The following is a 26,597-nucleotide window of genomic DNA, read 5'->3' as shown; positions in this document are numbered from 1 at the left end:
GGCGTTTCGTGTCTCCTGAAGGTCGGATCGGTCGGTCTGGTTCCAGCGGCGGTTCAGCGGTAGGACGCCCTGGTCCTGATGCGGGAGACCCCGGACAGCACCAGCAGCGTCGCCGCCATGAGGACCACGGCGACCGCCGCGCCCGTGAAGAGCGAGCCCCGGTCGGTGGCCGCGAAGATCTGGACGGGAAGCGGGGTCCAGTCGGGCGGGTAGAGCATCATCGTGGCGCTCAGCTCCCCCATCGACAGGGCGAAGCAGAGCCCGGCCGCCGCGGTCAGGGACGGCAGCAGCAGCGGCAGCCTGACCCGCCACAGGACGTACGAGGGGCGGGCCCCCAGCGAGGCCGCGGCCTGCTCGTACACCGGGTCGAGGCGCCGGATGGCAGCCGCGACCGACTGGTGGGCGAAGGCGGTGACCAGAATGGTGTGCGCCAGGATCACGATCGTCGAGGTGCCGTTGAGCAGCACCGGCGGCTTGCTGAACGCCACCAGCACGGCGAGGCCCACGACCACCGACGGCACCGCGACCGGCAGCATGAACAGCGCGTCCATGAAGCGCCGTCCGCGCTTGTTCAGGGCGGCCCCGGCGAGCGCCGCCCAGGTCCCGACGGTCAGTGCGAGCACGCTCGCGCTGACGGCGGTGACCAGGCTCGTGGTCAGGGCCTGCAGGGAGTCCCCGCTGGTGGCGGCCGCGTAATGGCTCACGGTCGCCCCCGAGGGCAGCGCCCCCGACCAGGTGGTGGCGAACGAGGCCAGCAGGATCACCAGGAGCGGCAGGGCGAACAGGGGCAGGAAGAGGGCGAAGAAGAGGACCCAGGTGGTCCACTTGCCCGTACGGCTATGCACCAGCACGGCGGGCCACCATCCGGTAGAGGGAGTAGAGCCCGACGGAGATCGCCACATTGACGACGGCGACCACGCACGCGGCCGGGTAGTCGGATTCGAGGATCGCCTTGCCGTACACGAGCATCGGCAGGGTCGTCACACCCTTGGCGCCGGTGAAGAGCACGATGCCGAACTCGTTGAGGCACATCACCAGGACGAGACTCCCGCCGGCGGCGAGCGCGGGCAGCGCCTCGGGCAGGATGATCCGCCGTACGATCCGGGCCGGGCCCGCCCCCAGCGACGAGGCCACTTCCAGCTGCCCGGTGTCCAGTTGGGAGAAGGCCGCGAGCAGCGGCCGCATCACGAACGGCGTGAAGTAGGTGATCTCCGCGAGGAGTACGCCCCACGGTGTGCTGAGGAACTGGAACGGCCCCTGCCGCGCGCCGGTCACATCCGTCCACGCCCCGTTGGCCATGCCGGCCGAGCCGTACACGAAGAGCAGCGCGAGCGTGATCAGGAAGGACGGGAAGGAGAGGAAGACATCGATGAACCGGGCGACCGCCTTCCCTCCGGGGAAGGGCACGAAGGCGATCACCAGGGCGAGCGCGAACCCGAGGACGAGACAGCCGACGGTGGAGGCGACGGCCAGCCAGACGGTCGTCGTCAGCGCCTGCCGGAAGGCGTCGGACGCGAAGACCTGGGTGTACGGGGCGACGGATGTGCCGCCGGTGTCGGGGGTGAAGGACTGCTGGACGACGAGGGCCAGGGGGTAGAGGAAGGCGAGCGCGAGCACGGCCACGGGCGGCAGCGCCCAGAGCCGGCGGGGCAGTGAACGGCGCCCGGTGGGCGTGAGGTCGGCGTCGGGAGCGACCGCGGTGGCGCTAGCCATCGGATGCTCCCGCCGCGGCGTTCACGGGTACCGGGGTCCCGTCGGGGGCGGCGGTACCGGGGGCCGCGCCCGACGGGACCCCGGCCCCCGTTCCGCCCGGCGCCATGCCCGCGGTGAGCAGCACCGCGTCGTCAGCGGCGAAGTGCAGTGTCATCGCGTCGCCGAGCGCCGGGGTCTCGCGCAGTTCCCGCACATCGGCCTTGACCGTGTGGCCGTCCACATCGACCAGCAGCCGGTGGGTGGAGCCGCGCCACTGGACCTCGGTGATCCTGCCGCGCAGGGCGTTCGGCCCTTCGCCGAGCCCGACCAGGTGCGGGCGTACGCACAGGGTGGCCGTGGCACCGTCGGCCGCGCCGTCCGCGCCGGTCACGGTCACTTCCGTACCGGCGAAGGAGACCACGGCGCCCCCGTCGGAGCCGGTACCGGTGCTCCGTACCGTCACCGGCAGCAGATTGGCGTTGCCGACGAAGGACGCGGTGAACTCGGTGCGGGGGCGCCTGTACAGCTCCTGCGGGGTGCCGCAGTCCTGGAGGCGGGCCCGGTCCATGACGGCGATACGGTCGGCCAGGGTGAGCGCCTCGACCTGGTCGTGGGTGACGTACAGGATCGACACATCGGGCAACTCCCGGTGCAGCCGGGCGAGTTCGGCCAGCATCCCGGAACGCAGCTGGGCGTCGAGCGCGGAGAGCGGCTCGTCGAGAAGGAGCACCCCCGGCCTGATGGCCAGGGCCCGTGCGATGGCTACGCGCTGCTGCTGGCCGCCGGAGAGTTCGCGCGGGTAGCGCGTGGCGTAGGCGGCCATGCCCGTCATCCCGAGCGCTTCGGCGACGCGCCGCGGGATCTCGCTCCTGGGGACCTTCTGCGCGCGCAGCCCGAAGGCGACGTTGTCCTCGACCCGCATGTGCGGGAAGAGCGCGTACTGCTGGACGACCATGCCGACACCGCGCCGGTGCGGGGGCAGCAGGGTCACATCGCGGCCGCCGATGAGCACCCGCCCGGCGACGGGCCGGACGAATCCGGCGACGGCACGCAGCGCGGTGGTCTTGCCCGATCCCGAGGGGCCGAGCAGGGCCATCACCTCACCGGGCTCGACGGTCAGGTCCAGCGAGTCCAGGACGGTGTTCCCCCCGTACGCGACGGAGACCCCCTCGAAGCGGATCCCGCTGGTCATATCTCCACCCGGGCCAGCAGCTCCGGCAGTCCGGCGACCGAGTCCAGGACGTGGGTGGCGCCGTGCTGCTCCAGCTGCCCCCGGTCATGGGCACCGGTGAGGACACCGGCCACGACCCGGGCCCCGGACCGTACGCCGCTGAGCATGTCGTACGAGGTGTCGCCCGCGACCGCGAGCCGGTCCACCCCGTCCACGGCCCGGGTCCGCAGGAAGGCGGCGAGCACCATGTCCGGGTAGGGCCGCCCGCGGCCGCCCGCGTCGGCCGGGCAGAGGGTCAGCTCGACCAGGTCCTGCCAGCCGAGCGCGGCGAGGATCGCGTCCTGGGTGGCCCGGGCGAAACCGGTGCTCAGGACCACGGTCCTGCCCTCGTCCCGCATCCGCTCGATGGCTTCGCGCGCACCGGGAACGGGTGCGATGTGCCCGGCGCCGACCAGCTCCCCGTACGCCTCCTCGAAGGCGGTGTTGGCCTGCCCGGCCTTCTCCTCGTCGCCGAAGAGGTGCCGGAAGACGGAGATCTTCGACTCGCCCATGGTGGCCCGGACATGGCCGAGCATCGCATCGGGCTCGGCGCCCATCCGCCGCACCGCGGCGGCGAAGGCCCGCTCGACGAGACCGCCGTCGGCGACGGTGGTGCCCGCCATGTCGAGCACTACCAGATTGATCGGCTTGTGCACGGTCAACTCACTCACCATCCGAGGTCGTTCGCGGTCTTTTCGGCTATCGCCGGGGAACAGGTCATCCCGCGCCCGCCGGGCCCGGTGACCAGCCACACGCCGTCGCTCACCTGCTCGCGGTGGACGACACGGGTGGTGTCGGTGCACTGCGCGTACACCCCGGCCCAGCGGTGGCGGATCTTCGGCAGCGGCCGCCCGAGGAAGGACTCGGCGACGCGGGCGACGTGCTCGTAGGGCTCTTCGCGTACGTCGAAGGCGAAGGGGTGCTCGTACTCATGGGTGTCGCCGATGGTCAGCCCGCCGTCCGCGCGCTGCACCATCAGCAGCTGCATCCGGTGCGCCGCGGCCACCGGGTCCTGGGCCTGCCGCGCGTTGAGCACGTCGAGGGCGTCGGACGCGTACGCCGGGTAGTAGCGGAAGGAGTCGGCGTCGGCCACGGACGTGGTGAGGCGTTCGCCGAGCGGCTCGGTCTGCATCATCTGGAGACGGACCCGGCGGACCGGCAGTCCGGGGGCCAGCTCGCGGACCAGGCCGCCGAGCGCGGCGCCGGTGCAGAGGACGACGGCGTCGCCGGTGTGCACATCGCCGTGGTCGTCGCGCACCGAGCCGGCGCCGACGACCTCACGGACCTCCCGGCCGCCGAGGTAGCGGTAATTCCCGGATGCCAGCAGGGCCTTCTTCAGCTCCAGCTGGGCGGTGCGCGGCTCCACGGCCGCGTCCTGCCCGCACCACAGGGCCGCTTCGAACCCACCGCGCAGAGCCGGGTTGATCTCCCGCGCCTCCTGCGGGGTCAGCAGCCGGTAGCCGCGCGCCGCCGCGTCGTCGCGCCGCAGCGCGGCCTCGGCGACGTCCCGTTCCAGCCCGTTCCTCACGGGGGTGAGCGAGCCGGTGGCGCGGAAGCCGACGCCCGGCACCCGCTTCCCGATCTCCTCCCACAGCTCCCGGGCGCGCAGCGCGGTGGCCAGCTCCTCCCCGCCGGCCCGCCCGCTGACCCACACCTGCCCGAAGTTACGGAGCGAGGCGCCCCGCGCCTCGGTCTCCCGCTCGATCTGTACGACCTCGTGGCCGCGTTCCACTGCGTGCCAGGCGTGCATGGTTCCCACCACGCCGGCTCCTACGACGATGACTCTCACGACGGCAACGCTGCTGGCAGCGGGTGGCCCGGCACCGACCCGGAGGCAACGGCACGGTGAACAGCCCCACAAGACTGGACTAGACCCGTTACGTTTTCGCGACCTTCGTGGTTACCGGTGCGCGGCCCGGATCCGGGCTCAGCCCGGTGCGAGCCCGGTGCTAGGCGGGTACGTCAGCCCGGTGCGAGGCGGGCGGTGAAGCTGAACCGGTCGCCCCGGAAGAGCGTCCTTACGCGTTCCAGCGGCAGCCCGTCCGTATCGCGCGAGACCCGGTGGATCAGCAGCATCGGCAGCGCCGGCGGTGTCCCGATGAGCAGCGCCTCACGCGGGGTGGCCAGGACCGTCTCGATCCGCTCGTCGGCGTCGCCGAAGCCGATGCCCAGCCGGTCGCGGAGGAAGCTGTAGAAGGAGGAGTCGGGGTCGAACTCGCTCTCCAGGGTGGGGACTCGGGCCACGGCGACATAGGTGCTCTCCAGGCCGACCCGCTCGTCGTCCGCGAGCAGGACCCGCTCCAGATGCCAGACCGGCTCACCCCGGCCGAGCCCGGTCTCGGCGGCGAGGGCGTCGGGGCAGGGGAATCGGTCGAGCGAGATGAGATGGCGCCCCGGGGTGCGGCCCTGACGGCGTACGCCTTCGGTGTAACTCGCCAGCGACAGCGGCTGTTCGAGCTTGGGGCCCGCGACGACGGTCCCCCGCCCCTGCCGTCGCAGCCGCCCCTCCAGGACCAGTTCGCGCAGCGCCTGCCGTACGGTCTCGCGCGACACCTCGTACCGTACGGCCAGATCGCGCTCGGTGGGCAGCGCCTCGCCCTCGCCCAACTCCTCCATCAGCAGCGAGACATGAGCCTTGACCGCGTAGTACTTGGGGATGCGGCCGTGCTCCGGGATGCCGGAGCGGATCGGTGCGCCAGGTGCCTGGCTGTGCGGGTAGTCCACCGGGTGATGGTCCCAGATCCGGGTGAACGGGCCCGCCCCGGCGGTGGCATGGCCGGAGGGGCCCTACCGGCGGCGCTGCATTCTCGGGCGCCGCGATCCCACGACCAGGGCGGCGCCCAGCAGGACACAGGTGCAGGCGATGGCGCCCAGGGTGCGCAGCCGGTGCGAGCCGGTCCTGGCGAGCTCACCGGCGAAGCGGTGGGCGCCGTTACGGGGTCCGACTTCGGGGCCGACACCGATCCGGCCCCCGATGTCCCCGTTGTGCTCCCGGCCGGGGACGCGCTCGCCCGGAGCGTCCGTGCCGGTGGGGTCGGCGGACGGGCCGGCGGACGGGGTGGCGGTGACGGTGAAGCGGTAGTCGCCGGAGTCCCCGACCCAGTCACCGTCGTCGCCGTGGCGCCGGACGACGGCGGCGTCGGCGGTGATGTCGTCCGGCGTCGTGTCGTCCGCGAACGCCAGCCGGACGGGCACGGAGACGGTCCGGCCCGCCGGAACGTCGAACCCTGCCTTGTCGGTTTCGTCCTTGTCGGTTCCGTCCTTGTCGGTTTCGTCACCGAACGGGCCGATGTGCTCGTCCTCGTCGGTGGTCGTGAAGGGCACGGAACGCCAGCGGTGTGCGGCGGCCGGGTCGCGGAACTCCAGCAGGATCTGCCGGTCCCGCAGTTCCCGGCCCCGGTCGACGATGACGACGACGGGGTGGATGTCGCGGCAGGCACTGCCGGACGTGTTGGTCAGTTCCAGCGACCAGGTGCCGGGGGCGGCGCCGGGCACATACGAGGCCGGGCCGCCGTGGATCCGGGCCTCGACGGGGAAGGCGGAGGCGTCCCGCCCCGCACAGACAGGCGCGGCACCGGCGGCGTGCGCCATGACATCCTGCGCCATCGCCGGCGGAGCGGCCGTGAGCAGCAGCAAGGAGGCCAGAGCCGAGGTGGCGGCGGGGGCCGCCCCGGTGGCGAGGGCACTGCGCAGTCGCATGGGGACGCCTTTGCTGATCGCGTAGGTCCGGGCTCCGTACACCGAACCGCACCCGCACCGCCCGGCCGGGCCCGCCACGACCGCGTACCGCCGAATGCCCTCCGCTCCCCCGCCCGATCAGCCCATGGTCATCCGACATCAGGCCCGACATCAGGTCCGACGGGCGTTGAACGGCACCGCCGCCCGCCCGAAGTGGCCGAACACGGGGGCCAGGGCCAGCTGCGCCGCCCCCTCGGCGACGAGCCGCCGCCCGCCACCGGCGGCCTCCACGGGGACCGGCTCCCCGCCGCCTCCGTGCCGGGCCCGTTCGGCGAGTACGGCGGCGACACCCCGTACGAAGACGTCCGGTGCGGCGTCGACCGTACGGCCGCCGAGCAGCACCCGGTCGACGTCGAGCAGCCGTACGAGGTTGGCCGCGCCGACACCGAGGAAGCGCGCGGCCCCCGCGGGGTCGTCTGCGGCGACGGCCGCCAGGCAGAGCGCCTCGACACAGCCCCGGCCGCCGCAGCCGCACAGCGGTCCGTCGAGCTGCACGGTCTGGTGCCCGAACTCCCCCGCGCCGGTGCGCGGCCCCCGGTAGAGCGTGCCCCCGAGCACCAGACCGGCGCCCAGCCCGGTGCCCAGATGCAGATACGCGAACGAGTCGCCGGGGCCGCGCAGGGCCAGGCCGAGGGCGGCCGCGTTGGTGTCCTTGTCGAGGACGACGGGCAGGCCGAGCCGTTCCGCCAGTGCGTCGCGCAGCGGATAGCCGTCCCACTGCGGGAATCCGGTGACCCGGCGCAGCACCCCGGTGTCGTGGTCGAGGGGGCCTGGCGCCGCGACCCCGACCCCGAGCACGGCCGGCCGGACACTGGAGGGGGCGGGACCGACTGCGGCGCTTCCGGCCACCGCCCCGGTCGCCGCATCGGCAACCACATCGCCAACTGCCGCCCGGGACACCGCCCCCGTCGCCGCACCCCTCGCCGCGTCCGCGACCACCGCCCGGGGCACCGCTCCCGTCGCCGCGTCCGCGACTGCCGCCCCCGTCGCCGCATCCGTCACCGCCCCGGTGACCACTGCGGCCGCCGGCCCGACGACCGCGTCCGCGCCCGCCCCGAAGTCCAGTTCCGCGCTCCGGACGGCGACGACCGTTCCCGCCAGGTCCACCAGCACCGCGCTCACCCGGTCACGGTCCAGATGCAGCCCGACCGCGTGCGCAGCGCCCGGCACCAGCCGCAGCACCGTGCGGGGCTTGCCGCCCGTCGAGGCCCGGTGGCCCGCCTCCGCCGCGAAACCGTCCGCCCGCAGCCTGGCGGTGATCTTGCTGACGGCCTGCGGGGTGAGCCCGGTGCGCCCGGCGAGCTCGATACGGCTGATGCCGGCCTCCCCCGCCGTACGCAGCAGTTCGAGCACGAGCGCCGCGTTATGGCTGCGCAGCGCGGGCAGATTGGCGCCGGACCCGGCGGAGTCGCTCCTGTTCACGCCCCCATTGTGCGGCACGCTTGCACTTTGGCAACAGCGTTGCTTAAGTGGGATGCATGGATCGCACGACTGCAGCCCCGCTCCGCGTCGGACTCGTCGGCTACGGCCTCGCGGGTTCCGTCTTCCACGCACCGCTGATCTCGGCCACCGACGGCCTGGTTCTCGACACGATCGTCACCTCGAACGAGGAGCGCAGGGAGCAGGCACGCGCCGAGTTCCCCGGCGTCCGGTTCGCCGACGCCCCGGATGACCTCTGGTCGCAGGCGTCGTACGCGGACGAGCTCGACCTGGTCGTGATCGCGTCCCCGAACCGGACCCATGTGCCGCTCGCGACCGCAGCGCTCACGGCCGGACTGCCGGTCGTCGTGGACAAGCCCCTCGCGGGCACGGCCGCCGAGGCCCGCGAGCTGGCCGCGCTCGCCGCCGGGCGCGGGCTGCTGCTCTCCGTCTTCCAGAACCGCCGCTGGGACAACGACTTCCTGACCTTGCGGAAGCTCATCGCCGACGGCCGGCTGGGCGACATCCAGCGCTTCGAGTCCCGCTTCGAGCGGTGGCGCCCGCAGCTCAAGGGCGGCTGGCGCGAGTCCGGCGACCCGTCGGAGATCGGCGGGCTCCTCTACGACCTGGGCAGCCACATCGTCGACCAGGCGCTGGTGCTCTTCGGCCCGGCGGTCCGGGTGTACGCGGAGTCGGACGCCCGCCGGCCCGGCGCACGCGCCGACGACGACACCTTCCTCGCGATCACCCATGCGAACGGCGTCCGTTCCCATCTGTACGCCTCCGCCACCACCGCCCAACTGGGCCCGCGCTTCCGGGTGCTCGGCTCGGCGGCCGGCTATGTGAAGCACGGGCTCGACCCGCAGGAGGCGGCCCTGCGCGCGGGCGCGCGCCCCGCGACCACGGCGCACTGGGGCGAGGAGCCCGAGTCGCTCTGGGGCCGCGTCGGTGCGGGCGAGTCGCCGCTGACGGGCGGCGGTTCCCCCGTACCGACTCTGCCCGGCGACTACCCGGCGTACTACGCGGGTATCACGAAGGCCCTGCGCGAGGGCGGGCAGCCGCCGGTCACGGCGGAGCAGGCGGCGGCGACGCTGGAGGTCATCGAGGCAGCGCGGACGTCCGCACGCGACGGCGTCACGGTGCAGCTGTGAGCGCCGACCGGCCCGCACGGCCCGTACCGACCGCACAGCCCGTACCGACCGGACCACCCGCGCCACCCGCACGGCCCGCGCTGCCCGGGGTCGCGGAGCTGGAGGAGCAGGAACGCCGCCTGGTGCTGCGGCAGTTCGGCCCGTACGACGCATGGGAGCTGGGCACCCTGCTGGCCCGGCTCGCCCGGGAGCGCGGCGCTCCGGTGGCGATCGACATCAGGCGCGGCGCACAGCAGCTGTTCCACTGCGCGCTGCCGGGGTCGAGCGCCGACAACGACGCCTGGATCGCGCGCAAACGCCGGGTCGTGGAGCGGTACGGGGCGAGTTCGCTGCTGGTCGGCGCGCGGTTCCGTGCCAAGGGGACGACGTTCGACGACGCGTCCCGGCTGGATCCTGACCGGTATGCGGCGCACGGCGGTTCGTTCCCGCTGACGGTCGCGGGCGCCGGTGTCGTCGGGGCCGTCACGGTCTCGGGCCTGCCGCAGGCCGATGACCACGCCCTGGTCGTGGAGGCACTGACGTGCTTCCTCGCGCCCGGGCACTGACAGGCAACTGCCGACGCGGGAGCCCGTGGCCCGGGTCAGCGTCCGTACGCCCGCAGGAAGACCTGCACCCCGACCGCCGTGATCCGGTCGGCCTCCCCCGGAGGCAGCGGGCTGATGCCCCAGTACGACCGGTTCACGATGTCGGTCGACGTCAGCGCCATGAAGTGCGCGGCTGCCTGGGCCGGATCATCGCGTACGTCGATCAGCTCCGCCGCGTCCAGCGCGGCCATCACGACGGCGAACTGCCGCCCCACCGCTCGCGGCCCCGCCTCCTGCCAGGCGTCCAGGACCTCCGGGGGGAAATGCCCGGCCTCCGCGTAGATGTGGCGCACCAGCGAGAAGTGGTTGCGGAACTCCGCCATCAGGCCGACCCAGGCACGGGCGAGCGCGAGCAGATCCCGCTCCAGATCCGCCGCCTGCGGCAGCCGGTGGACGTCCAGATATCTGTCCAGCAGGGCCAGTTGAGCGTCCCGCATCTGTCCGGAGCTCCACTGCACCACCGTACGGAAGAGCTCTTCCTTCCCGCCGGGGAAGTGGTTGTAGAGCGTGCGGGTGGAGGCGCCGGCCTCGGCGGCGATCGTGTCGATGCTCGCGCGCGTGTAACCGTCCCGCCCGAACACCTCGCAGGCGGCGTGCGAGAGCGACGCCGCCTTGCTCGTCCTGGTACGGCGAGGGGCTGCCGCCGCCTTCCCTTCGGCACCCGTGCTGGTCATCGGCGCTCCTTCATCATGAGGACCACGATATCGACGGGGCTCCCCCGCCCGAGACCGAGACCAGGACCAGGAGAACGGGGCCCGGACCGGGACCACAGCACAGCCCCGGCCGGGGGCCGCCGGGAGCAGCCACTGCGGGCCGGTGGACAGCCACCGGCCCGCAGACAGACCTACCCGGTCCCCCCGGTCCCGATATGCGGCGGGAACGGCCCGAGCCCGAGCCCGCCCCGCCGCCACGCGATACGCGCCACGTGATGCGCGATACGCGCTACGCGTCCTTGAGCGGCTGCCGCTGCCGTCCCAGCCCTTCGATCTCCAGCTCCACGACGTCACCGGCCCGCAGATACGGCTTCGGCTCGGGCTGCCCCATCGCCACCCCGGCGGGCGTACCGGTGTTGATGACATCGCCCGGGTACAGCGTCATGAACTGGCTCAGATACCTGACCACCTCACCGACCGGGAAGATCTGGTCGGCGGTCGTGCCGTCCTGCTTCAGCTCACCGTTCACCCACAGCTTCAGCGGGAGCGCCTGCGGGTCGGCCACCTCGTCGGCGGTCACCAGCCAGGGGCCGAGGGGGTTGAACGTCTCGCAGTTCTTGCCCTTGTCCCACTGGCCGCCGCGCTCGATCTGGAAGGCACGCTCCGAGACGTCGTGCGCGACCGCGTACCCGGCGACATGGCCGAGCGCCTCGTCCGCCGAGCCGAGGTAGCGGGCCGTACGCCCGATGACGACGGCCAGCTCGACCTCCCAGTCGGTCTTCTCGCTGTTGCGCGGTACGAGGACGGTGTCGTCGGGGCCGACGACGGTGTCCGGGGCCTTCATGAAGACGATCGGTTCGGCGGGGATGTCCGCGCCCGTCTCCGTGGCGTGGTCGTGATAGTTCAGACCGATACACACGACCTTGCCGATCCGGCCGACCGGCGGCCCGATGCGCGGTGTCTCGCCCTCGATGGCGGGCAGCACCCGGGCAGCGGCGGCAGCCCGTATGCGGTCGAGGGCCGCCCCGTCGGCGAGCAGCTCTCCGTCGATGTCCGTGATCAGCGCGGAGAGGTCACGGAGGGTTCCGTCGGCGTCGAGCAGTGCGGGGCGCTCGGCCCCGGCCGTTCCGACACGCAGCAGCTTCATGGTCAGTCTCCCAACGATTGGACCGGTCCGGCCGATGGGGTGCGGCCACATCGGGGGATTGGCTGATCCTCCAAGTTCGAGGTCCAGGCCGCAAGACCCCGTTCACAAGCTGGACCACCACGCCCCTACATCGGGGCGGCGACGGCGGCCGCTGCGGGCACCGTGTCCCGGTAGAGGATCGCGCGCTCGACGGCGGTCCAGGTGGTGGTGGTCACGACGTACAGCGCGGCGGCGAGCGGCACATAGGACACCGTGAGGAGCGTTGCGAACGACATCAGCGGCATCACCTTGGTCATCGCGCCCATCGCGCCGGCCCCGGGCCCGTCGGCGGCGGGGGCCGGAGCCGCGGCCATCATCCGCTTGGTGCGGCCGTAGTTGAACGTGGCGACAGCGGCGACGATCACGAAGAGCACCAGATAGACGGCGCCCTGCTCGCCCAGGAGTCCGCCGTGCCCGATCGCGTCCTTCAGCCGGCCGCCGAGTGGGCTGCCCATGAGGGTGTGCCCGAGCAGGGAATTGGCCGAGCCGCCGATGTTCGCGCTGGAGAAGAGGTGGTACGTCACGAAGAACGCGGGCATCTGCAGCAGGCTCGGCAGGCAGCCGCTGAGCGGGGAGATCTTCTCCTCGGCATGCAGCTCCATGATGGCCTTCTGCATCTTCTGCGGGTCCTTGGCGTGCTTCTTGCGCAGCTCGGCCACGCGCGGCGCGAGCTTGGTGCGGGCCTTCTGGCCGCGGGCCGCCGCCCGCGAGAGGGGGTGCACGGCGAGCCGTACGCAGACGGTGAAGAGGATGATCGCGGCGGCCGTCGCCGAACCGTGGAAGAGCGGCTGGAGCAGGTCGGCGATATGCGTGACCAGGCTGGCGAACGCAGCGAAGAAGGATGAGAACACGGGAAAACCCTCCGGGGGGTCTCGTCGCAGGCCGGACAGGAAGACATGTCGGCGTGACGGACCGCGGCGGGAACCGGTGCGCAGCTGGGGTGCGGAGGGTGCCTAGGCGGCCGTCGGGACGGGACGACCGGGTGCTCGGGGCCTGGGCCTGCCCGAGGCGTCGGGGTCGCGCTGCGGCAGGAAGGCCGTACGCCGCTCACGGTCGCGGATGGCCGTACGGATCCGGGTGCGCGGCACGGCGGGCGCGGTGCGCGAGGTGAGGAGCGCACAGGCGGCGAGCGCGGAGCCGACCGCGGCGGTGGCGGCGAGCGCGACGGCCGAGGAGAGCATGCCGCCCTCGACGAGCAGCGCTTCGGCGAGGAGGAAGAAGAGCAGCGCCACGGCGGGGCGGGACAGACGCATCAGCCGAGCGGCCATGCTTCCCACCCCTTCCGGTGTCTGCGGTGCGCGGGCATCGAGTGCTCCGTGCCGAAAAACGTACCTCCAGCCGTTATACACGACTCGATTCGATCGGCTCCAGCAGCCTGCGGGGCGCCAGGAGCTCACGGCCGACCGGATTGTCCGGCTCCGGGTCGAGCCCGTCGCCGGGGCGCATCTCCACGTCCCGGGGCGGTACGGCCACGGCGCAGGCCGGGCATTCGCCGTACGCGCCCAGCTCCGTACCGCAGGCGGCGTGGTGGAAGGTGCGCATGGGGAGCGTGCCCGGGACATGGTCGCGCCCCCACACCCCGAGGGAGCGCAGGACGGGCCAGAGCGCGACGCCGTCCTCGGTCAGTACGTACTCGTCGCGCGGCGGGGCCTCCTGGTAGCGGCGCTTCTCCAGGACGCCCGCCTCGATGAGCGCCTGGAGGCGTGCGGCCAGGACGGCGCGCGGCATTCCGAGGTGGGCGAGGAAGTCGTTGTACCGGCGCACGCCGTAGAAGGCGTCGCGCACGACGAGAAGCGTCCAGCGCTCACCGATGACCTCCAGCGCCCGCGCGATGGAGCACTGCTGTGCCGCGTAGTCCTTGCCCAGTGCCATGAGTCCCACCCTACTCCGAAGGTTCAATGAACGAACCTAGGCTGTTAGAGTGGGTTCATTCACTGAACCTATGACATCACCTGTGGGGAATCATGGCTCAGCAAGCGCCCGGCATCGAGACGGAACGAACAGCGGGTACGACGGCGAGCACGGCGCCGGATCAGGCGACGGGTACGAAAACGGGGCTGACGGCGAGCACGACAACCAAGCCGACGACCGGGCCCACGAGTACGACGCCGGGCCCGGCCGCGGATCCGGCGACGGGGGCGAGGCCGGCCGGGCGGCGAGCGTCCCCGGGTGCGACGCTCGCCGTCACCAGCGCGGTGACCGCCCTGGCGCTGATGAACTACACGGCCCCCATGCTCACCATCCCCGGCCTGACCCGCTCGTTCTCCACCCCGGTCGCCGCCCAGGCATGGCTGATCAACGGCACCCCGCTCGGCCTGGCCGCGCTGCTCCTGGTGGCGGGCAGCCTCGCCGACGACTACGGCAGGCGCAGGCTGTTCCTGACCGGCACCTTCGGCCTCGCCCTCACGATCGCGCTGGGCGCCATGGCTCCGACCACACTCACCTTCACGCTCGCCCGTGCCGCCCAGGGCGCGGCGACGGCGGCGGTCCTGGCGAGCAGCCTCGGCCTGCTGGTCCATGCCTTCCCCGCCGGTTCCGCCCGGATCCGGGCCACCGGGGTGTGGGGCGCGTTCGTCAGCGCCGGGATCGCGGTGGGCCCCCTGCTCGCGGGGCTGCTCGCGCCGTACGGCTGGCAGCTGACGTACGGCGTGCTCGCGGCGGCCACCCTGGCCGGCGCGGTGATCGCCGCCCGTACGCTCACCGAGTCGCGCGCCCCGCGCGGCGGCCGCCCCGACCTGGCGGGCGCCGTCGCACTCGGCCTCGCCTTCACCTCGCTGGTCAGCGCGCTGACGCTGGGCAGGGACGGCTGGCTGCGCGCACCCGTCGGTCTGCTGCTGCTCGCGGCGCTCGTGCTGACGGCGGTGTTCGCCGCCGTGGAGCGGCGTACCGCGACCCCGCTGATCGAGCTGCGGCTGCTGCGCCGCCCGGAGTTCCTGGCGTCGACGGCGGGGGCGCTGTTCACCGGGCTCGCGGTGATCGGTCTGCTCAGCTGTCTGCCCGCGCTGCTCCAGCAGGCCCTCGGCACCTCACCGCTGACCGCGGCCTGGCTGTTCGTGCTCTGGTCGGGCACCAGTTTCCTGGTCGCGCTCCAGGCCCGGCGGCTGGCGGACCGGGTGCAGGCCCGCCACCAGCTGGCGATCGGCTTCGCCCTGCACGCGGCGGGCGTGCTGACGATGCTCGGCGCGGTGGACGCGGGTTCGCTGGTACGGCTGCTGCCGGGGCTGTTCGTCGCCGGGGTGGGCAGCGGTCTGCTGAACGCCGCCCTGCCGCGCGTCGCCGTCGGCTCCGTGCCGCCCGAGCGCGCGGCGATGGGCTCGGGCGCCAACAACACGGCGCGCTACATCGGTTCGTCGATCGGCGTGGCCCTGGTCATCGCGGTAGCACCGGCGGGCAGCAACGCCCCGCTGCTGGTCTCGGCCGGCCTGGCGGCGGTGGCCGTGATCAGCATGCTGCTGCTCCGCACACGCCGCTGAACGCCGCACGAGAACGCCGGACGAGAACGCCGGACGAGACCTTCAGGCGGGACCTTCAGGCGGGGACACCGGCATCACCCGCGCCATCGCCAGAACCCGCGCCACCACCAGCACCACCGCCACCCGCGCCACCGCCACCGTCCACGCCCCCGATCGGATCGCGGGCGAGCACCTCTCCGTCCGGCCGAGGATCGCGCTCGCGCGGCCCCGCGTACGTCACCGCGAGGGCGACCACGAGATTGGCGCCGAGCGCGACGATCCCCGCGCTCATCCCCCACACCGGATCGTGGTCGCTGAACACGAAGCCGCAGACCAGCCCCACCCCGACGACCAGACCGCTGCCCGCGCCGAGCAGTGTCAGCCGCCGCCACACCAGACCGAGCAGCAGCATCGGCAGGAGCTGCGCCATCCCCTCGTACGAGATGAGCGACAGCCGTACCAGCGTGTTGGGCGCGGTGTACGTCAGGAGCAGCGCCAGCGTGCCCGCGACGACGACCACCCCCTGCGACGCGCCCTTCTGCCGCTCGCGCCAGCGCGGTAGGAGCGAGAGCACACTGCGCCCCCACATCGTGCCGATGACCAGCATGAAGATGGCCATCGGGACAATCGAGGAGAGCGCGGCGGCGACCCCGATGACGCCCACAGCCCAGGCGGGCAGCGAGTCCACCACCAGTTTGAAGAGCGCCAGATTGGAGTCGGCGCCGGTCAGATGCGGCACCACGAACAGGGCGGCCAGGCCCAGGAACATCGGGACGAAGAGCAGGATGTTGTAGGCGGGCAGCCAGACCGCGTTCTTGCGCAGCACGTCGGCGCTGCGCGCCCCGAGATATCCGGCGACGGTGGTCGGGAAGATCACCACGGTGAGGGAGTTGAGCAGCGAGGTCGTCACGTACCAGGACTGCCCGAGGCCGCTGCCGCCCGGCCCGCCGCCGCCGTGGCCGGGGAAGGTCAGCCAGTCGCCCTTCTCGGTGACGACGCGGTGCAGGAAGTCCCCGTACCCGTCGAAGTAGTGCAGCGGTACGTAGAGCGCGAGGAAGGCGAGCGTGCCGATGACGAGGGCGTCCTTGAGGACGGAGACCCAGGCGCTCCCGCGGAGCCCGCTGATCACGACGAACCCGGTGGTGACGGCGAAGGCCACGAAATAGGCCCAGTTGAGGCTGATCGCCCCGTACGAGATGGTCGAGACGACGACGCCCATGCCGGTGATCTGGAGCTGGATGTACGGCAGCAGGAAGACGGTCGCGAGGACGGCGACGGCCGCGCCGAGCCAGGGCCTGCCGTACCGGTGCGCGATCATGTCCGTGATCGAGACGAGGCCGTGCCGTCGGGCGTACGCCCAGAGCGTCGGCCCGACCACGTAACCGAGGGCGTAACCGCAGGACATGTACGCGACCACATACAGCACCGGGGCCCCGTAGTTGTAGCCCCAGCCGGCCGCGCCGAGATAGCTGAAGCTGGTGTAGCCCTCGCCGGCCATCAGGACCCAGATGAAGACCGGGCCGAGACTGCGGCCGCCGACGGACCACTCGGCGAGCCCGCCGGTCCGGCCACCGCGTACGGCGACGAGTCCGAGGACGACGGTCGCGACCATGAAGACCGCGAAGATCGAGGTGGCGACAGCGGCGTTCACGGACGCTCACCCCGCCGGTCGGCCAGGTCGGCCCTTCGGTCGGCCCTTCGACAGGCGCGCCGGTCGGCCCGGTGGGTGAGCCGGACGGCGAGCGGCGTGAGAAGCGTCGCCGCGACCATCCAGAGGAAGAGGAAAGGCAGTCCGAGCAGAACGGGCCGCACGCGATTGACGAACGGCACCGCCCCCAGGAACAGGACAAAGGGTACAAGCAGCCACAACAGCTGAGGACGACGTCTGAGCACGTCAGTGACCTTAGGCGGTGCCGGGGTCGGACCGGGAGAGGGCCATGACGATCGCCGCGCGGTCAACGGGGCCGCATGGAACGCAAGGTGGCCCAGACGGCGAGCCGGTACCGGGAGGTGTACTCGGGGGTGCAGGTGGTCAACGTCAGGTAGTAGCCGGGCGTGCGGTAGCCGTACTGCGGCTTGACGGTGCTGCGCGGCACGGGGGCGATCACGCCGCTGTCACGCGCGGAGGTCTGCGGGAGGCCCTTGTCGACGACGTACGTATAGACGGCGTCGGCGGTCTCGACCGTGACGGTGTCCCCGTGGCGCAGCCGGTTGATGTAACGGAAGGGCTCGCCATGGGTGTTGCGGTGCCCGGCGAGCGCGAAGTTCCCCGCCTGACCGGGCCCGGCGGTCTGTACGTAATGCCCCACATACCCCTTGTTGAGTACGTTCTGTTTGCTGACGCCCTGGGCGATCGGTGCGGTGATCCCGATGCGCGGGATGCGGATCACGGCGTACGCCTTGTCCCAGACGGGCCCGCGCGCGGCCGCCCGGCCGGCCTGGCCGCCCCCGGACGCCGGCCGCGACCGGGAGTCCGAACCGGCGGCGGCGCTCTTGTCCGGCCCGGGCGAGGGAGTGGCGGGGGTCACAGTCCCGTCGCCCGCGCCGCTTCCGTGTCCCGCGCCGCTGCCCCACTGCCGTTCCAGCGCCTGCACTTGGTGTGCGGCGCCCTGCCGGGCCTCGCGGTTGGTCCACCACAGCTGCTGCACGACGAACAGCAGGACGATCAGCCCCAGCGTCACGGTCACTTCGGCGCCGGTCCACAGCCCGCGCGCGAGGACGGTACGGCGCCGGGAGACCCCCCGCTGCACCACTACCGGAATCGTGTCCCGCGTCGGCTGCTGCACGGGCGGCACCATAAGCGCTGGATCCCGAAGTCTCCAGAGCCCCGTACGGCAGTACGGTGTGGAGCATGCGCCCCGACACTCCCGCTGATCACCACGCCGAAGCCGAGCGCCTGCTGCGCACCGCCGAGCAGTACCCGGAGGACCAGGAGCCGCTGCTGCTCCAGGCCGCGGCCCACCTGGAACTGGCCGGCGACCGCGCCCGCGCCACGACGCTCTACGACCGACTGCTGGCAGGCCCGGCCGAGAACCTCGCCCTGATCAAGGCCCTGCAGGCGGCCAACCTGTGGGAGTACGGCCACGAGGCGGAGGCCCGCGCCATGATCGACGGCATCCGCGCCTCGACGCCGCAGGACCCGGCCCCCTGGGCGATCGTCGCGGAGACCCTGGAGGCCCACGACGAACCGGACGCCGCCCACGCCACCTTCACCAAGGCCCTGACCCTGCTGGTCGACCCGGCGGAAGAGGTCCCGTACGCGGCCCAGGCACTCCTCACCGGCCGGCACCGTGTGAGCAGGGCCCTGGGCAACGAGCACGACGCGTGGGACGCCCTGGCCGACTCCCTGCACACCGGCGACATCAGCCTCGACGAACTCCACGACCCGAACCGCCTGTGGGCCCTCGGCTCGAACGACCCGGCGGTCCTGCGCGCCGAAATCGCCCGCCTCCAGTCGGAGTTGGGCACCTACCGGGCGGCCCTGTCCCGCCCGTTCCCGGTGGCGGTCCTGCACTGGCGCGCCGCTGAACTGGCCGAACTCCTGGCGGCGTACCCGGCCCTGGAGTCGGAGTACCCCTCCCACGCGACGCACCTGATCGAGATCGAATCCGCGCTCCGGGAACTGTCGGCGGCGGGCACGAAGAACCTGGGCATCGTGACGGGAAGCATCCCGTCGTACGAGGCTTTCGCAGCCTCGGAGTCGGCGTCCCCGTCAGAAACGGCTCTGCTCCCCCAGTACGCCACCACCCTGGCAGCCCGGGGCCGAGCCGTCCCCTGGCCCCCGGCCCGGAACGCGGGGTGCTGGTGCGGGGCGGGGAGCGCCTACCGGGAGTGCCACGGGGCATAAGTTCGCCACGGGACGCTCCCGTGGCGCTACGGGTGGCCCGAGACGCCGGCCGCAGCCCTAATAATCCTGCGCGGAGTCGGAGACCTGCCCGGTCTCGGAGGAGGAACGGACGCGCTGAATGTGCAGGTGCCGGAAGAGGCGGATGACCGGGCGGATCAGCAGTTCGATGCTGCCGATGAGGAAACACCACGTCCCCATCGTGGTCCAGTCCTCGGAGAAGAACATCACGCTGCCGACGATGAACCACACGGCGACAAGAATGTCGTTGAGGATGCTGGCAACCTCGTAGCGCCGCCGGAGAACCACCTCCTCGCGCCCGATGTGCAGCGTCAACGTGCCAGGGGGCATGCCTGTACTCATACAGCCACGCTAAGCGGAGCGCCCCCGCCTCCACATGCCACCCCGCCCGGCGAGCGACAGGCCAGCACGCCGGGCGGAGTGGTGAGCGGCACCCGGGCAGGCACCGCTCACCACCGTGGGACGGGCGCCGCTACTCCGCCAGCCCCAGTTCCTCTTCTTCGACCCGGGCCTCGGCGCGGGCCTCCTCGATATGGCGCTCCACCCGTGCCGTCGGCAGCTTGGACCTCAGCGCGAGCAGATAGACGATCGCGGCGAGAACCAGGTTGACCAGGAAGCCCCAGCCGAGCCCGATGTAGCCCAGGCCGCCGTCGTAATCACCCACCCAGCTGACGATGGCCAGGCCCACCAGCCACGGCGCCAGCCACGGCAGACCCGCCCGCCAGTCGAGCTTCGGGGCCCGGCCCTTGTCGGTGACCTCGAAGATGGCCAGAAGAACGAAGCCGATGCCGATGGTCGCGAACAGTTTCCAGTTGGTGTTCCAGCCGGCCCAGTAGACGATCAGGTTCGCCGAGTACAGCCCGAGGAACGGAATCACGTCACCGCCGGGCACCCGGAACGGCCGGTCCCAGTCCGGGATCTGGCGCCGCATCGCAGCCAGCACGAGCGGACCGGAGCCGAAGGACAGCACCGTCGCAGAGGTGATGAAGCCGACCAGCTGCTGCCAGCTCGGGAAGGGCAGGAAGACGATCAGCCCCAGCACGAACGTGACGATCAGACTGATCATCGGCGCTCCACGAGAGGTCGTCTTCGTCAGCGCCTCCGGCGCGTTACCGTTCCGCCCCATGGCGTACGAGATACGGGCCGTGACCGTCGTGTAGACCAGTCCGGTGTCCGCCGGGGAGATCACCGCGTCGACATACAGGATGTACGCCAGCCAGCCCAGCCCGATGGCACTGGCGATCGCCGCCAGCGGACCGAAGTCGTTGGCGAACGTCAGGCTGAGCCAGCCGCCGGATGACTTCAGATCGTGCCCCGGGACCGAGGCGATGAAGGCGATCTCCAGGAGGATGTAGATCACTCCGGTGAGCAGCACCGAACCGATGACCGCGAACGGCACGTTGCGCTTGGGGTTGTCCGTCTCACCCGCCAGCTCGACGCCTTGACGGAAGCCGAGGAAGGAGAAGGTGATTCCAGCGGTCGAGATGGCCGTGAAGATGCCCTTCATCCCGCCCGGTGCGAACCCGCCGTACTCGGCAGCGGTGAAGTTCCGGCCGTGGAACGCCGTGACGGCGAAGGCGACCACCACCAGGATGATGACTGCCAGCTTCCACCACACCAGCGCGTTGTTGACCCGCGCGAACCAACGGATACCGAAGTAGTTCAACGCCACGAAGAACGCCATCGCGATGACCGCGACCACGTAACCGAGTGCCGTCAGTGTGTGCGTCCCGGTTTTCGGATGGAACTGAGTGAAGTCCGCCCATTTGGTGGCGTATTGAAGGGCGCCTTCCACCTCGATGGGAGCTACGGTCGCCGCGGCGATCCAGTTGATCCATCCCATGGTGTAACTGGCGAACGACCCGAAGGAGATATGCGGAAAACGCACCACTCCACCGGATACCGGGAACATGGTCCCCAACTCGGCGAAACACAGCCCGATGAGCAGGATCATCACAGCCGCGATCGCCCAGGAGAAGATCGAGGCGGGCCCGGCCAGCCGGGCCGCGTTGAGCGCTCCGAAGAGCCAGCCCGAGCCGATGATCGACCCCACACCGGCGAACAGCAGACTGATCCGGCCCATGTCTCGCCGCAGCCTTGGTTTCTCCGAGGATCCGCTCGGAGAGTTGGATATATCGGCCATACGACATCCCCTTGTCCCTGCGCTCAGACTTGACCAGGCCGTCGGTCCACGGGTTCTTCCGTACAGCCGCTCGGGCGGGCCGGGGACTGCCCTCCGGGGGCAACGCGAGGGGAGGCCATATACCCACTCCACACGCCACTCACCGAGAGAGATCGGCGTTCCTGTACCGCGCACCTACCCAGAAAGCGGCGCGCAAGTCCGGTCGATCGAGAGCTTGAAACCGTGCTGTGACCTGCGGCCACCGCCTCCCGGCCAGTCCGCACGACGCACAGAGCCCACGTCAGCAAACCGACGAGGGCTCATCAACGATCGGCGCTAAGGTTCAACTAGACCCCAAGAGCTGGCCGTCGGCGAGCCTGCCCAACCGTCTTCTGTCTGCCAGAGCGAAGCGATACCTTGCGCCTCAAGGTACGTGGCATAGACCCCGATATCTTCCGTGAAGAGCCCGACCAGATGCGGCAGCGGCAGTTTACTTTCGCCGTACAGGAAGTAGCTGTACTCCTTGAGCTGGCCCACCGCCTCGCGCACCGCCTGAGTGACATTTCCCTTCCGCACAACCTTGGCTTCCACCAGCCACTCTGCCTGGGCGCCCGCGGGCTCATCAGCCAGACGCAGTGTGACGTCCTTGGGATGGACACCCTGGTTCTTGGGGACGAACCCACGCGCTGCAACATACGGCCCGAAATCGCCGATCAGGCGCTCGTGGTCCTTGGACCTCATCGCTTCTCGGGCCGGGATCTTCACCGTGTACTCGCTGCTGTCTTTCGGTACGAAGCCCCCAAGTCCGCCGCTCTTGCTGTGCCCACCGCCCTTGAAGTTCACGACGAGCCCGCTATCGGACCAGTCGATCTCCATCGCGCGCCCACTCGCCGATACCCGCTGTAGCAGGTTGGCGGCGTGGGCAAGCTCATCGCGGAGGGCAGCATCTGTCGGCAAAGCGTCGATTTCGTACCGCCGTGCGGCCACACTGGCGGATTCGTACGCCAGTGGACGTTCCTTCGTCGAGCCGAAGAGCGGTCGCTCCTGCCAGCCATCCACCAGCACGTCGGGGAGCGTGCTGCGAAGTTCGACTGCCTTGCCCTCCAGGTAGGCGTAGAAGTCGCGCCTCTTCGCGAACCTGCTCGCCAGCGCTGTGACGCCCTGCTGGAGAGTGAGGGTCACGGCTGACATGTCTGCACTGAAGATATAGGCGACGTAGAGGCCAGTCTTCGGATCATCGTTGATCACTGGATCGAAGACGCCGATCCAAGGACAGATGCTTGCCGAGCCCTGCCCGCCATACCCGCGGATGACAAACCCGTCAGGACAGGGAAGGTCCGTCCGCGTAGCCACACTACGGAACACCTGCTGGCCAGGCACTTCTGCACCCGTGCCAGCGGTCTGGTCGTAGGTTTTGGCTACCTCGATGAGCAGTTCGCGCATAGTCACGAACGAACGCTATTCGAACATGTCCGATTTTGCTAAGGGTTAGATCACCATCGCCGTGTCGGCTGATCCGAACTGACCTGTTCCTACCCGAGCCCGGCCGGTTGTCGGTGGGGCTTGGTACAACGGACGCAGTGATCGTCTGGCGAGAGGTGCCGCTATGCCCCATGAGTTCACCGATGCAGCACCGGTAGTTGGTCTGTACGAGACGTTGATCACTCATCGACTGCAGAAGCGCATCAAGGAACTTGAGGCTGAGGGCTGGAAGGCAATCGACAGCTTGGTGGGTGAGGAGTCCTCGCCTCACGTCCTGTCTCGCTACATCTCTGAGATCGTGCGCCGCGTGCTCCAGGGCCTCCCCTTTGAAGAGCAAGTGCTCGCGGTTAACCAGATCTTGAAGTCCCTCAGCACCATCGAGGGCGCTCGCGAGTGGATAGATCTCGTCGCTGAGGGCCCGCGACAACTCCTCGCGGTGGCCGAGCAAGAGACTCCAGGTGTCTACGCGATCCGACCCGCTACGCCCCTGTCTGAGAGTGCTCTGATCACCAACTCTCCGGAGGATCCAAGCCTGGGGTTCGAACTGCGCGCCGAGCTCGCCACAGCCGACCGCGTCGACCTGCTCTGCGCCTTCGTACGGTGGACGGGGCTTCGAGTGCTGGAACAGGCGATGCAGACGGCGCACCACCGCGGGGTTCCGTTCCGTGTCATCACCACCACCTACATCGGCGCGACGGAGCGCAAAGCTCTCGACCGCTTGGTGCAGCGGTACAACGCACAGGTGAAGATCAGCTACGAGTTGCGCTCGACGCGCCTCCACGCCAAAGCCTGGCTCTTCCGGCGCAACAGCGGGTATGACACGGCGTACGTCGGAAGCTCGAACCTATCCAAGGCGGCCTTGCTCGACGGGCTGGAATGGAACGTACGACTGTCGTCCGTGTCTACGCCGGACGTGCTGCGGAAATTTGAAGCGACCTTCGACTCCTACTGGAACGACCCGCATTTCGAGTCATACGACCCTGAGCGCGACGCGGAACGCCTTGACGAGGCACTTGGCCTGGCCAGTACAGGGTCGCCCCGGTCAGGCGGTTCTGAGGTCACACTGTCCACGCGCGACGTGACGGCATATCCGCATCAACGGGACATGCTTGAACGCTTGCAGGTGGAGAGGAAAATTCACCACCGGAAGCGCAATCTCCTCGTAGCCGCTACTGGCACGGGCAAGACTGTGATGGCAGCTCTCGACTACAAGGATCTCCGCGCGAAAAAGGGGAGAGACCTCCGTCTTCTCTTTGTGGCTCACCGTAAAGAGATTCTGCAGCAGTCACTGCGGACGTACCAAAACGTTCTTGTCGACGCCAACTTCGGAGAGGAACTGCACAGCGGAGAGATCCCTAAGCGCTGGTCCCATGTCTTCGCAAGCGTACAGTCGCTCAACGCAAAGATGCTCGACCAGCTCGATCCCGACCACTTCGATGTGATCGTGATCGATGAGTTCCACCACGGCACTTCGCCGACCTACCGTAAAATCCTTGACCACTTCCTTCCGATGCAACTACTTGGGCTGACTGCAACGCCGGAGCGGATGGACGGCAGGAACATTCAGGATGAGTTCTTCGACGGTCGGATCGCCGCCGAGATGCGCCTCTGGGAGGCCCTGGAGAACGGACTGCTCTGCCCCTTCCACTACTTCGGGATCAGCGACAACACCGATCTGAGCGCCATCGAATGGAAACGCGGGGCTTACGACACCACGGCACTGAGCAATGTCCTCACGGGCAACGACGCGCGGGCGCGCCTCGTCGTGCAGGCCGTAGAGGAGAAGATCACCGACCTGGGCCACATGCGAGCACTTGGCTTCTGCGTTTCAGTGGCCCACGCCCACTTCATGGCTGAGTACTTCCGCACGGCAGGGCTGAACGCCATCGCCATCTCCGGAGAGACTCCGCCCGATCAACGCAGGCAGGCCCTCGCCGAGCTCAGCGCTGGAAAGATCCAAGTCATCTTCTCAGTCGATCTCTTCAATGAGGGGCTCGATATACCCAGTGTGGACACGCTGCTTCTACTCCGCCCTACCGCCAGCGCGACCGTCTTCCTCCAGCAGCTCGGCCGGGGCCTCCGCCACTACGAGAACAAGTCTGTGCTGACCGTGCTGGACTTCATCGGTCAGCACCGCAAGGAGTTCCGCTTTGAGAATCAGTTTCGCGCTCTCACCAACCTGACCCGCAAGCGCCTCCTCGATAACATCGCTGATGACTTCCCTCAACTCCCATCCGGCTGCCAGATCATGCTTGAAGAGAAGGCAAAGTCAACGATCCTCGCGAACATCAAGGCTCAAATCGGCGTCAACGTCACCGCGCTCGCCCGTGAAGTCGCCTCCTATGGGGAGCCACTCATCGCCTCTTACCTGGCGGAGAGCGGTCGCGAGATCAAGGAACTCTACAAGGGCAACGGAAATTCTTGGACGGGGATTCTTCGCCGTGCGGGCCTCACCGCACGGGAGGGGCCCGATGGGGAATCTTCACTTCTCAAGCGCGTGCCTGCCTTCCTGCACGTGGACGACGCAGTGCGGGTGGACGAGTACAAGCGCCTACTCGAAGACGATGTGCCGCGTTACGACGAGCTGCCCGAACGGAGTCAGGCGTACGCCCGGATGCTCTTCTTCCAACTGTGGCCGCTCGGGGGCCTCACTCGTAAGGGCTTCGCAAGCTACGACGAAGGCTTCGATGCCCTTCGACACCAGGTCGCATTCCGCAACGAAGTTCGCCAAGTGCTCGACTACAACCTGGCCCACACGGAACACATCACCGTTCCGCTCCTCGGCGACCACACCGGCCTGCCACTCGCCGTACACGCTTCATATAGCCGTGAGGAAATCTTGCCCGCACTCGGTCAGTCGTATGTTGGCGGCTTCATGCCTGGGGACTTCCGCGAAGGTGTGAAGTGGTGCGAGTCCGTTCAAACCGATGCTCTTCTGATCACGATCGACAAGGACGAGAAGGACTTTTCACCTCAAACGCGTTACCGCGACTATGCGCTGAGCGAGACCCGATTCCACTGGGAGTCACAGAACCAAACCTCTGACACGTCGCGCACCGGACTCCGCTATCAGAATCACGTGAAGGAGGGCAGCCACGTACTGCTCTTCGCTCGCCGCTACAAGAGCACCGATATCGGCGGAGCCCAACCGTGGATGCTGCTGGGGCCAGCGACCTACGCGGAACATCGGGGCAGTCGTCCGATGGCGATCACCTGGGACTTGAAACACAAGATTCCGGCAGACGTCTGGTCGTACGCAATGATCGCCACGGGGTAGCGCGTCCAGCCATCAAGCGGTCGGTTGTGTCTCGGCCTCAAAATGAATCTGCGCGCGATCCAACGTCGCCTCGGGATCGCAGCCGTGGGCTCGTAGCCAGTGTAGGAGGTCTGTGATCACGTCGGCCACAGCCTCCTCCGCGAAGGCAAGGCTCAGCCGGGTCCTGACCACCGCGTCCCCTTCAGCCGGCTTGCCATGCAGGTCGAGGAGAGCCTCCGCTCGCTCGACTCGACACCCCGGGACGTGCCCATCTACGACAGCGGGGGGCGTAGCAAGCTCACACCAGGTGATCTTGCAGTCCGCAGAGAGCAGCACGCCCCAACGCTCGGCGAGGGCATCAACCAGTGCCATGCCGCGGCCGCCCTCGGAGTCGGCGTCGGGAGAAAGCAGCGTCGGCAGCGCTCGACTGTCTGGATCTCGAACCTCAATGCGCAGACACGTGCCGCTCGTGGATACGGCAAGGGTCGTTGGCGTCCCCGCCCCCACATGCTTGATGACGTTGGCCGTCAGCTCGCTGACACAAAGTTGAGCGGCATCAACCTGCGCAGAGAGACCCCAGAGGTCCAAGTGATGACGCAGCGCACCTCGCAGCCGAGCCACTTCCTCCGGTACCGCCAGGAAGGCTAGCTGCCAGTCCCTACGCGGGGCGTCAAAGCTGCAGTAGGCCATATCCCTCAACTCCTCGATACTGAGTGGTGGTTAGCGCCTTGTATGCGCCCCATCACCTAGAGTTGCATTGAAACTCTCAAAATGGAACTCTCACCTA

General features: G+C 69.8%; 25 protein-coding genes. 5 read left to right on the top strand and 20 right to left on the bottom strand.

Translation table 11 applies throughout. The features are described 5' to 3' along the window. Positions 1-53: 53 nt before the first annotated feature. The 8 genes from OG510_RS24750 to OG510_RS24715 form a co-directional block, all read right to left on the bottom strand. Positions 54-851 (bottom strand): ABC transporter permease, encoded by a 798-nt coding sequence (locus OG510_RS24750; RefSeq protein WP_406139656.1) that lies wholly within the window; start codon positions 849-851, stop codon positions 54-56. Then, complete coding sequence (locus OG510_RS24745) at positions 838-1,713, bottom strand: 2-aminoethylphosphonate ABC transporter permease subunit (protein ID WP_406139655.1); 876 nt, start codon at positions 1,711-1,713, stop codon at positions 838-840. Before OG510_RS24745 ends, OG510_RS24750 begins: the two co-directional genes overlap by 14 nt. Next, positions 1,706-2,884, bottom strand: coding sequence for an ABC transporter ATP-binding protein (locus OG510_RS24740; protein WP_406139653.1), 1,179 nt, complete (start codon positions 2,882-2,884; stop codon positions 1,706-1,708). The genes OG510_RS24745 and OG510_RS24740 overlap by 8 nt, the downstream gene beginning before the upstream one ends. After that, the gene (locus OG510_RS24735) at positions 2,881-3,576 is read right to left on the bottom strand and encodes a phosphonatase-like hydrolase (protein ID WP_406139651.1); all 696 of its coding nucleotides are present in this window, start codon (positions 3,574-3,576) and stop codon (positions 2,881-2,883) included. The genes OG510_RS24740 and OG510_RS24735 overlap by 4 nt, the downstream gene beginning before the upstream one ends. After that, positions 3,570-4,691 carry a TIGR03364 family FAD-dependent oxidoreductase gene (locus OG510_RS24730; RefSeq protein WP_406139650.1) on the bottom strand — a complete coding sequence of 374 codons (1,122 nt, stop codon included), beginning with the start codon at positions 4,689-4,691 and terminating at the stop codon, positions 3,570-3,572. Before OG510_RS24730 ends, OG510_RS24735 begins: the two co-directional genes overlap by 7 nt. 173 nt (positions 4,692-4,864) lie before the next feature. Then, entirely contained in the window at positions 4,865-5,626 is a 762-nt protein-coding gene (locus tag OG510_RS24725; RefSeq protein WP_406139648.1) for a GntR family transcriptional regulator, read from the bottom strand. A gap of 63 nt (positions 5,627-5,689) precedes the next feature. Beyond that, complete coding sequence (locus OG510_RS24720) at positions 5,690-6,601, bottom strand: hypothetical protein (RefSeq protein WP_406139647.1); 912 nt, start codon at positions 6,599-6,601, stop codon at positions 5,690-5,692. Positions 6,602-6,751: 150 nt separating this feature from the next. Next, on the bottom strand, positions 6,752-8,062 hold the full coding sequence (locus OG510_RS24715) for an ROK family transcriptional regulator (protein WP_406139645.1): 1,311 nt from the start codon (positions 8,060-8,062) through the stop codon (positions 6,752-6,754). A 56-nt stretch (positions 8,063-8,118) separates the two neighbouring features. Here OG510_RS24715 and OG510_RS24710 point away from each other — a divergent pair, with 56 nt between their 5' ends. Both OG510_RS24710 and OG510_RS24705 read left to right on the top strand, forming a co-directional pair. Next, a complete protein-coding gene (locus OG510_RS24710) occupies positions 8,119-9,210 on the top strand; it encodes a Gfo/Idh/MocA family oxidoreductase (RefSeq protein WP_406139644.1) in 1,092 nt (363 codons plus the stop codon). Positions 9,211-9,290: 80 nt separating this feature from the next. Next, positions 9,291-9,755 carry a heme-degrading domain-containing protein gene (locus OG510_RS24705; RefSeq protein ID WP_406142525.1) on the top strand — a complete coding sequence of 155 codons (465 nt, stop codon included), beginning with the start codon at positions 9,291-9,293 and terminating at the stop codon, positions 9,753-9,755. 35 nt (positions 9,756-9,790) lie between these two features. Here the strand turns inward: OG510_RS24705 and OG510_RS24700 are convergent, their stop codons facing one another. The 5 genes from OG510_RS24700 to OG510_RS24680 all read right to left on the bottom strand — a co-directional run bounded on the left by OG510_RS24700 (position 9,791) and on the right by OG510_RS24680 (position 13,505). Then, positions 9,791-10,468 (bottom strand): TetR/AcrR family transcriptional regulator, encoded by a 678-nt coding sequence (locus tag OG510_RS24700; RefSeq protein WP_406139643.1) that lies wholly within the window; start codon positions 10,466-10,468, stop codon positions 9,791-9,793. Positions 10,469-10,736: 268 nt separating this feature from the next. Then, positions 10,737-11,594 carry a fumarylacetoacetate hydrolase family protein gene (locus OG510_RS24695; protein ID WP_164261439.1) on the bottom strand — a complete coding sequence of 286 codons (858 nt, stop codon included), beginning with the start codon at positions 11,592-11,594 and terminating at the stop codon, positions 10,737-10,739. Positions 11,595-11,719: 125 nt separating this feature from the next. Further along, a complete protein-coding gene (locus OG510_RS24690; RefSeq protein WP_406139642.1) occupies positions 11,720-12,484 on the bottom strand; it encodes a YidC/Oxa1 family membrane protein insertase in 765 nt (254 codons plus the stop codon). A gap of 102 nt (positions 12,485-12,586) precedes the next feature. Beyond that, positions 12,587-12,901, bottom strand: a complete 315-nt coding sequence (locus OG510_RS24685; protein ID WP_406139641.1) for a DUF6412 domain-containing protein — start codon at positions 12,899-12,901, stop codon at positions 12,587-12,589. A gap of 73 nt (positions 12,902-12,974) precedes the next feature. After that, positions 12,975-13,505 carry a winged helix-turn-helix transcriptional regulator gene (locus OG510_RS24680; RefSeq protein ID WP_406139640.1) on the bottom strand — a complete coding sequence of 177 codons (531 nt, stop codon included), beginning with the start codon at positions 13,503-13,505 and terminating at the stop codon, positions 12,975-12,977. A gap of 92 nt (positions 13,506-13,597) precedes the next feature. Between OG510_RS24680 and OG510_RS24675 the strand changes: the two genes are divergently transcribed. Beyond that, positions 13,598-15,106 (top strand): MFS transporter, encoded by a 1,509-nt coding sequence (locus OG510_RS24675; protein ID WP_406139638.1) that lies wholly within the window; start codon positions 13,598-13,600, stop codon positions 15,104-15,106. 55 nt (positions 15,107-15,161) lie between these two features. Here the strand turns inward: OG510_RS24675 and OG510_RS24670 are convergent, their stop codons facing one another. The 3 genes from OG510_RS24670 to OG510_RS24660 all read right to left on the bottom strand — a co-directional run bounded on the left by OG510_RS24670 (position 15,162) and on the right by OG510_RS24660 (position 17,871). Further along, positions 15,162-16,736 (bottom strand): sodium:solute symporter, encoded by a 1,575-nt coding sequence (locus OG510_RS24670; RefSeq protein WP_406139637.1) that lies wholly within the window; start codon positions 16,734-16,736, stop codon positions 15,162-15,164. Next, a complete protein-coding gene (locus OG510_RS24665; RefSeq protein ID WP_406139635.1) occupies positions 16,733-16,978 on the bottom strand; it encodes a DUF3311 domain-containing protein in 246 nt (81 codons plus the stop codon). The genes OG510_RS24670 and OG510_RS24665 overlap by 4 nt, the downstream gene beginning before the upstream one ends. A gap of 62 nt (positions 16,979-17,040) precedes the next feature. Continuing rightward, positions 17,041-17,871, bottom strand: coding sequence for a class E sortase (locus tag OG510_RS24660; protein WP_406139633.1), 831 nt, complete (start codon positions 17,869-17,871; stop codon positions 17,041-17,043). A gap of 65 nt (positions 17,872-17,936) precedes the next feature. Between OG510_RS24660 and OG510_RS24655 the strand changes: the two genes are divergently transcribed. Then, positions 17,937-18,932, top strand: coding sequence for a hypothetical protein (locus OG510_RS24655; protein WP_406139632.1), 996 nt, complete (start codon positions 17,937-17,939; stop codon positions 18,930-18,932). A 57-nt stretch (positions 18,933-18,989) separates the two neighbouring features. Here OG510_RS24655 and OG510_RS24650 read toward each other — a convergent pair whose 3' ends face one another. From OG510_RS24650 to OG510_RS24640, 3 genes are all read right to left on the bottom strand, one after another. Next, positions 18,990-19,292: a YrhK family protein gene (locus OG510_RS24650; RefSeq protein ID WP_406139630.1), complete on the bottom strand. Its 303-nt coding sequence runs from the start codon at positions 19,290-19,292 to the stop codon at positions 18,990-18,992. 130 nt (positions 19,293-19,422) lie between these two features. Continuing rightward, positions 19,423-21,033: an APC family permease gene (locus tag OG510_RS24645; RefSeq protein WP_406139629.1), complete on the bottom strand. Its 1,611-nt coding sequence runs from the start codon at positions 21,031-21,033 to the stop codon at positions 19,423-19,425. Positions 21,034-21,408: 375 nt separating this feature from the next. Beyond that, positions 21,409-22,515 carry an MrcB family domain-containing protein gene (locus OG510_RS24640; protein ID WP_406142523.1) on the bottom strand — a complete coding sequence of 369 codons (1,107 nt, stop codon included), beginning with the start codon at positions 22,513-22,515 and terminating at the stop codon, positions 21,409-21,411. Positions 22,516-22,678: 163 nt separating this feature from the next. Between OG510_RS24640 and OG510_RS24635 the strand changes: the two genes are divergently transcribed. Continuing rightward, positions 22,679-25,831 (top strand): DUF3427 domain-containing protein, encoded by a 3,153-nt coding sequence (locus tag OG510_RS24635; protein ID WP_406139627.1) that lies wholly within the window; start codon positions 22,679-22,681, stop codon positions 25,829-25,831. A gap of 12 nt (positions 25,832-25,843) precedes the next feature. Here the strand turns inward: OG510_RS24635 and OG510_RS24630 are convergent, their stop codons facing one another. Then, entirely contained in the window at positions 25,844-26,500 is a 657-nt protein-coding gene (locus OG510_RS24630) for an ATP-binding protein (RefSeq protein WP_406139626.1), read from the bottom strand. Between the last annotated feature and the right edge of the window lie 97 nt (positions 26,501-26,597).

This window comes from Streptomyces sp. NBC_01089 (assembly GCF_045162975.1).
Lineage (GTDB): Bacteria > Actinomycetota > Actinomycetes > Streptomycetales > Streptomycetaceae > Streptomyces.
Note: the sequence above shows the minus strand (reverse complement) of the source record. Positions and strands in the feature narration are given on the sequence as shown.